Annotated in this window: 7 protein-coding genes; all 7 read right to left on the reverse strand. The window is 53.2% G+C overall.

Annotation, left to right across the window (positions count from 1 at the left end; translation table 11 throughout):
- Nucleotides 1-3,660 (reverse strand): class I SAM-dependent methyltransferase (locus A4E54_RS15870; RefSeq protein ID WP_502687917.1); only part of this gene is annotated, 3,660 nt, incomplete at its 3' end.
- 12 nt (nt 3,661-3,672) lie between these two features.
- Nucleotides 3,673-3,939, reverse strand: a complete 267-nt coding sequence (locus A4E54_RS04235) for a helix-turn-helix domain-containing protein (protein WP_286724604.1) — start codon at nt 3,937-3,939, stop codon at nt 3,673-3,675.
- 31 nt (nt 3,940-3,970) lie between these two features.
- Nucleotides 3,971-4,444 (reverse strand): hypothetical protein, encoded by a 474-nt coding sequence (locus A4E54_RS04240; RefSeq protein ID WP_286724607.1) that lies wholly within the window; start codon nt 4,442-4,444, stop codon nt 3,971-3,973.
- A 10-nt stretch (nt 4,445-4,454) separates the two neighbouring features.
- Nucleotides 4,455-5,081 (reverse strand): YodL domain-containing protein, encoded by a 627-nt coding sequence (locus tag A4E54_RS04245; RefSeq protein ID WP_286724608.1) that lies wholly within the window; start codon nt 5,079-5,081, stop codon nt 4,455-4,457.
- A 4-nt stretch (nt 5,082-5,085) separates the two neighbouring features.
- Complete coding sequence (locus A4E54_RS04250; RefSeq protein ID WP_286724610.1) at nt 5,086-5,694, reverse strand: hypothetical protein; 609 nt, start codon at nt 5,692-5,694, stop codon at nt 5,086-5,088.
- Nucleotides 5,695-5,874: 180 nt separating this feature from the next.
- Nucleotides 5,875-6,336 carry a prepilin peptidase gene (locus tag A4E54_RS04255; protein ID WP_502687918.1) on the reverse strand — a complete coding sequence of 154 codons (462 nt, stop codon included), beginning with the start codon at nt 6,334-6,336 and terminating at the stop codon, nt 5,875-5,877.
- Nucleotides 6,290-6,616, reverse strand: coding sequence for a DUF8195 domain-containing protein (locus A4E54_RS15875; RefSeq protein ID WP_502687919.1), 327 nt, complete (start codon nt 6,614-6,616; stop codon nt 6,290-6,292). Before A4E54_RS15875 ends, A4E54_RS04255 begins: the two co-directional genes overlap by 47 nt.
- Between the last annotated feature and the right edge of the window lie 63 nt (nt 6,617-6,679).

A 6,679-nucleotide genomic window follows, 5' to 3' on the forward strand; every position in this document is an offset into this window, starting at 1 on the left:
GGGCCGCACCTTATCCAGCGTTTTGGCGAAAAAGTAGTCGTGGATGTAAAACTTGTACTTGTCGTACTTTTTATCTGCTACGCCATAGCTGCCGAAAGGCACGTTGCCCACGGCCAGGTCGAAAAAGCTGTCGGGCAGATTGGTTTCCTCAAAGCCCTGCACCGCGATATTAGCCTGCTGATAAAGCTGCCTGGCGATCCGCCCCGTGACGCCGTCCAGCTCCACGCCGTAGAGCCTGGAATCTTTCATGCTTTCGGGCACCAGGCCGAAGAAGTTGCCGCTGCCGCAGGCGGGCTCCAGAATGTTGCCGGCCTGAAAGCCCATATTGGCAAGACAGGCGTACATTGCCTTGATAACGATGGGTGATGTATAGTGGGCATTAAGGGTGGAGGCCCGTGCGGAGTTGTATTCATCCTCGTCCAGCAGCTCCTTCAGCTCCGTGTATTCCTTTGCCCACTGGGAATTGGCCTCGTCAAAGATTTGCGGCAGGCCGCCCCAGCCAACGTATTTTGACAGTATTTCCTGTTCTTCTGATGTAGCCAGGCGGTTTTCTTCCTCCAATTGACTGACCAGACGGATGGCCGCGACATTCCAGGCGTACTTGGTCTTTTGGCCGCCCACGCCCAGGTTGTCGTCGGTAATTCGGAAATTAACGCGGGGCTGCTTCGCTGGTTCCGGCGCAAGGTACAGGTGGGCTTTGGCAGCCTCGCCGCCATGTGCCTTCTGCTGTTTCAAAACGCGGCGCACGAAGCCGACGCTCTCCCTGCGGAAGATGGGGAAACCCACGCCGTTTTGAAAGGTGATGTCCCGCAGGCTGACCGTGCCGGTTTCCGCGTCAATCATGTCAATGGCAAAGCGGCGGCCGTCGATGGATAATTCCAAGCCCGCGACCATTTCTTTTTCGGCTGGTTGTTTTCCCGCTTCCCCGGCTTGGCCATCCGGCAAATCCAGGTCAAATTCCGCCAAAGATTTTTCGTCTTCGCTGCCGTCGCTGTCCAAGACGATGATATCCTCTTGGCGGGGGACGGTCGCATCTCCGGTTTGCCGCGCCCATTCCGGCGCGTCGGGGTCGTCACCGTGGATGGTCGCCAGGTCGCGGGGTTCCGTTAGGTAATCCTGATAGGTCCGCTGGAATACGTCCTCGGCAAGCCATTCCCGAAACTGCGGCAGGGTGGTGTAGGCTTCATAAAAGTCCGGGTGTTTCTCCCGCATGGAAAAGACAATCTGGTCAAGGGCTTCGTCCAGTTCCTGCTTGGCGCTATCGGGGTCGGTGTCCCGGTCGCGCAGGTAAGGGTAAATCTCATCTGTGCGCACCTTGTCGATAACCTGGGGCAGATATTCCCGGTATAGCGCACGGGGCAGCGGCTTTTCTGTTTTTTCTTCGGCTGGTTGCTCCGGTGCTTCCCCGGTTATAAGGTGGTCGTTGAGGGGATTTTCCCGCAGCATCCGCTCGAAGTCGCTTCGCGCAAAATCCTTGCTGAAAAGCGGAAAATTCGTGTCTCGGAGATGCACGGAGTTGTCGTCAAAAGCAAAAACCTCGTACTCGTCCGCGCCGATATAGACGGTGTTGCCAAGGGAAAAAGCATAATACGCATTTTCCCGCGACGGCGGCTCCGGCTCGGCGGGGGCAGGCTCCCGGTTCAAGATTTCGCGGGCGTAGGCTTCCTCGGCAAGCTGCTGGCGGCGTTCCTCCATCTGTTGCCGGTATGCGGGCAGATGTTCTTTTTCTTTCTCGTTTAAATAGCGGTCGGCGGCAATCAGTTCGCCGATTCGCTTCTGCACCTTCATCCAGGGCAAAAGAATTTTTGCATCCGGCCCGGTGCGCTTATCCCTGATGAGGGTAATGCCTTTGCCATCATGCCATTCGTCGATATCCGTGCCGATTAAAACAGGCGTGCGCCCGCCAATGCCGTATTCCTTTTTTAGAAAGTCGGCGTTTTCTTTGGCGGAGGCGTTTTGCTGAAATTGAAGATAAATCCGGTACTTTCCGTCCTGCACTCCGCTTCCTTGCTGTAAAATCGCGTCAATGGCTTCCTGGGGAATAGAAAAAACGGAAGATTTTTCATCCTCCGCCTGCTGGATCAGGGTCATTTGCTGTTGCATGGATGGCAAGGCCGGTGGTGCATCCAGAAATTCATTTAGCAGAATCATGCTGCCAAAGTGGTCGGCAATTACGCCCCAATCATAATATCCCTGGGATGTTCTCGTAGCGTAACTACCCTCCCAAAGATGGAGGACGTTTTGATAGGTCTTGTACCCGACGCGCCGATCCTCACCGCTGAAAAGTTCCGTGTAGTCATTGTTGAAAATGTTCTTGATGTATTTGGCGCGCTCGTTGTCGTCCTCATGGGCGGTGAAAAAATCAATGATTTCCTGCTTCGTCGCTTTCAAGTGCGGGGTGGAGCGCAGAATTTCATTGATAAGAGGGGTGGAATGAAAAAACGGAAGACTCTTATCTTCCGTTCTTCGGTCATACCATTTTAATTGTAAATCAGTTCCGTCAGCACCGTCTCTTCCGCCTGGTGCTTGAGGCTGTTCATGTGGCCTACCCAGGCCATCTGATTGGTCGCCTTGTCCGGCGCGGGGCTCTTTTCCAGGAGCTGCGCCGTGATCCGCTCGACGCGTTCCCTCGCCGTCTGGTCGATCTCCGCCAGGTGGTTGCTCAGGCCTCCCGACAGCATCAGGCTGGCGTACATCCCTTTCCGGTGGTTTTTCAGGTATGTTCTGCGCAACATCCCATATTTGCCGATGTGCGTTTGGTCCTCCGGCAGGGCCAGGTCGGGTATCAGATAATCGCCCTGTTGCGTGTAGGTCAGTTCCATGCTTACCACTCCTTTCATCAGTTTGTTTTATGCCTTTATTGTGCGCCGGTCCTCGATCTTTAGCAAATGTGCGGCTTTGGTTTCGCTCCGCTTTTTGCATGTCCTTGACCGTGGTCTCGATTTCCCGCAGGAGCATTTCAGCTATGTCGCTGGTGGCCGCGCCCAGCCGGGAAACCGTATTCAACGTATTGAAGCTAATAACGCTTTGTAAATCCTCTAAAGTTAGATATTTATCGGCGGGATAGCCGCAACGGGTTAAGAGCATGCAGGCCACGGAGATTTTGAGCGTATCCTTAAAAACAACCTTTATATTGAGGGCGTCCACATCTTCAAGAACGCTATCCTCCCGGCAATCCATCAGTTCAGAAAGGTAATCGGAAAAATTATCGTCCACGGCGTTCTGCGCGGCGGAAATGAGCGCAGCGGGCAAATTGGTCTTATCGTCCAGCTCGCCAAAGGTGTTTTCCAGGGATTCCGTTACGGCTTCGGCATATTTGTCCCGCATTTCCCACAGCGGGACAGGACGGTTGTAGCGGCTGTTGGTGTCACTTACGTCGAACACATGACGGAGCCTTAAGCGGCTGCCGCTGTCGTCGATGAGGGCGATACCCTTCGCGCCTTTGTTCACCCAACGTCCCAGCTTCCCGTTCCACACTTCAATGGGGGCACAGGCCGTCGCATCGGGCCGCTGCACGTAAATCAAAAGCTGGTCCTGAAACGGATATTTGTAGCTCCAGGCTGCGGTTTTCAGGAAGGAAATCCAGTTGGCATGGCTTCCGGTGAGGCTGCGGGCCGTCCTTTCGGAAAGCTCTGTAATCAGTTGCAGCTTTGTTGCCAATGAGATCCCTCCTTATTTTAATGTATATTGGTTGGACAGTCTGCCGCCGTCTTCGGAGTACCGGGGAACAATGCCGATCATGCCCAACCGCCGCAAGCGGTTCAGATTGCGGCTGGTGGCCGAACGGGAAAGCCCCACACTTTTGGCAAGATTTTTGATGGAGATAACCACGCTGTTGTGGCGTCCTCCCGCCATATCCAGCAGATAGCAGTACAGGAGCTTTGCCGACGCGGGAGCGTGGAGGCCCGCGCACAGCCTGTATCTGGTCAGATCGTTCATGTTTTCCCTCCTTCCTTAAAAGCACGGGGCCTCACCGTTCCGGTTCATGCTTTTTCTTATTGATCGATTTACCATGCGTTTGCTCGCGCAGTCGTTCCTTTTCGTTTATATAGCAATAGATGTAGAAGTTGTAATCGCCCCCCTGCGGAAAGCAGCGGATATAATAGCGGTGTCTGCCGGTATCCACCCGAAAACCGTAAACGTCGGGACGCCACGCGCCCGGAATCTTGGCTTCCGGGTGTACATGGCAAAATTTTGCCATACTGCCACGGTCCTTCAATAACCCCTGTTTCCGCAAGGAGTTGATAAGTACATCAAATTCGTCCTTAAATGCTTGTGTCTTAAGGTCCCTTTGATGCTCCCACCAGGTACTCCAAAACTCTTTGCCGCCGTGCCCGAAGTCGCCGCGCAGATGGCCGATGCAGCCAAGCTCCTTGTCCTTTTCGGTGTTGGAGTAGAACAAGGCGGCTTCCTCCGGGGCGGCCGCATTGATTTCCAATGACATTTTGCTCACCTCACCGTTCCGGCTCGCGCCGTTTTTTCGGGATAGCGGGCTGTGGTGCGCCCTTGTTTTTTCCCTGTTGCCGTTCCTGCTGATTTATGTTTAAAAACTGCGGGACTTCCTTAAAACCAGTATCCACATAATAAGCGGTTGATTTCCCGTCGCGGTTTATGACGACCACATCACTCATAGATAGCGAACGCATTCTATCTCCAAATGGGCGGTTATCCATGTTATGTTTTGCATATAGGCGGTCTAAGGGCATGTTGGGAGCAAGCATCCCTGCGTACATTCGCGTATAATCACTTCTGCTGATTTTTTGGGCGGCTTCCGCATATGAGCGGAAACAATAATCCGTACTTCGTATATCTTTGATCTGATAAATTTCATAGGTGCCAAAAATATCACCTTTTTGTCGAACCTCCGGTGTATAAATTGTGCCGTTGCGCTCCATGATTTCGGCAAATTCGCAGATGTGAAAAACGCGATGTCCGATTTTGGCGTGGCATTCATCCATATATTGACAAGGGCGAATGATTGTTTCTCCGTCAAAAAGGGTTAAGGCCACATTCCCGCCATCCGGTATTGAAAACAAGTCTTTGTAGCTGCTGTCGATAAAACGTATCATTTTTTTATCCATAAATTTATCGCTCCTGTACTTGTTTTTTGTGCTTGGCCTGTTGTCCGGCCAGTATCTGTTTTAGTTGTTCCTTTGCCCAATCGGGCATATATTCGGTTTTCAGAATGCCCAGGATGTCCTCCCGATTCCAGCGGGATTTCTTGCCGGAGTATAGATTAACGGTGTAGACCGCCCGGCCCCTGGCATTGGCATAAGTGCCAAAGCCGCCCACGGCCAGCATAAGCTGATTATCGGCAGTGCGGTATTCAGGACGCAGGCGCTCCGTCCTGATGACCACAACCTTGTTTTCAATGCTTTCACCGTAATTGTTTGGTGTGCAATGTTCCGGTGTGAAGGGCGAAAGCGGGACGGTGATTTTATCCCGTTCTGCTTTGACCGCCTCAAGCTGCGCCTGCACTCGGTTGGCAAACTCGGTCATCATTTCCAGGTAGTCGTCGCTTCCCACGGCGTTAAAATACTGGTTGATGCCCAAGGGGTTATCCCAGTTGCAGTCGCATACCAGGTACGGACAATCAGTTTTTCCGCCGTCAACCGCGAAAAGGATTTCTCTATCACCAACATGGATGGCGTGTATTACCTCGTAGGTATCCACCATGCGTTTTTCTTCAATCATTTGTAGGTTCACACTCCTTTGCGGGCAGCGGAAAAGGGGCGGTTATCCGTCCTTTTTCCGCAGGTCCGTTATTTCTCTTTCCGCTTGAGATGCAGGTACACCGTGCCGCCGATAATCACCAGGCAAAGCACGACGGCTAAAATCGTCTTCAACTCCACAAAAAAACCTCCTTATATTTAATCAGCAGATCAGTCCGTATATAAAAAGAACACCGGCATACATAAAAAAGCCGATGCACAAAAAGACGGCCAACGGGATGCTTCTTTGCCGGGTCGCCAACCCATAGACGAGGGCGGGAGGCAGGGAAAAAAAGAGGATGGCCGCCAGTGTGTTCAGTCCGAAGCAAAATCCCAGCGCCGCCGTCAGCTTTACATCACCGCCGCCCACGCCGCCGTATTTCACGGCCAGAAAGAGCAGGCAAACACCCGGCAGCAGAAATCCCGCAATCCGCTGGGCCGGGGCCGGTTCTGGAAACAAAAAAGCGGATATACCGCCGATCAGGAGGATGGAAATCCATGTCCAATCGGGGATGATCCGCTTTTTCCAATCCATGAAAGCCGCCCACAGGAGAGGGATAACACAAAGCGGCGGCATATCAATTTCCCACGGTGGTATCATCGTCGTACATGCTGTCCACCACATAGATATTCAGTGCCCCGCCGGTAATCCACTTGGACAGCGTTCCGCCGGGGGTATGCGCGTCGGTGACAAGGAGCTGCGCGATATAGTCCCTATTATCGGGAAACCAGATGGGGACGTACTGCCTCCTATATCGGAAGGGGGAAGAGGGGTTCTCACGGAAAACGAACTGGCCGCCTTCCTTCTCCAAGGGAATGGCGGTCTCATAGCGGTGCTCGGACAGATAAACCTCCGCCGTCTGCGGGACGGTAATCAGTTCCGGCCTGTCGTAGTTGGTATCCACGGTGGCGGTGACGCGGATGGCATAGCCGTAACCCGACTTGAGATAGCCGCGGGATTTGGTGTC

Source organism: Pelotomaculum sp. PtaB.Bin117 (assembly GCF_002067195.1).
Classification (GTDB): Bacteria; Bacillota; Desulfotomaculia; order Desulfotomaculales; family Pelotomaculaceae; genus Pelotomaculum_D; species Pelotomaculum_D terephthalicicum.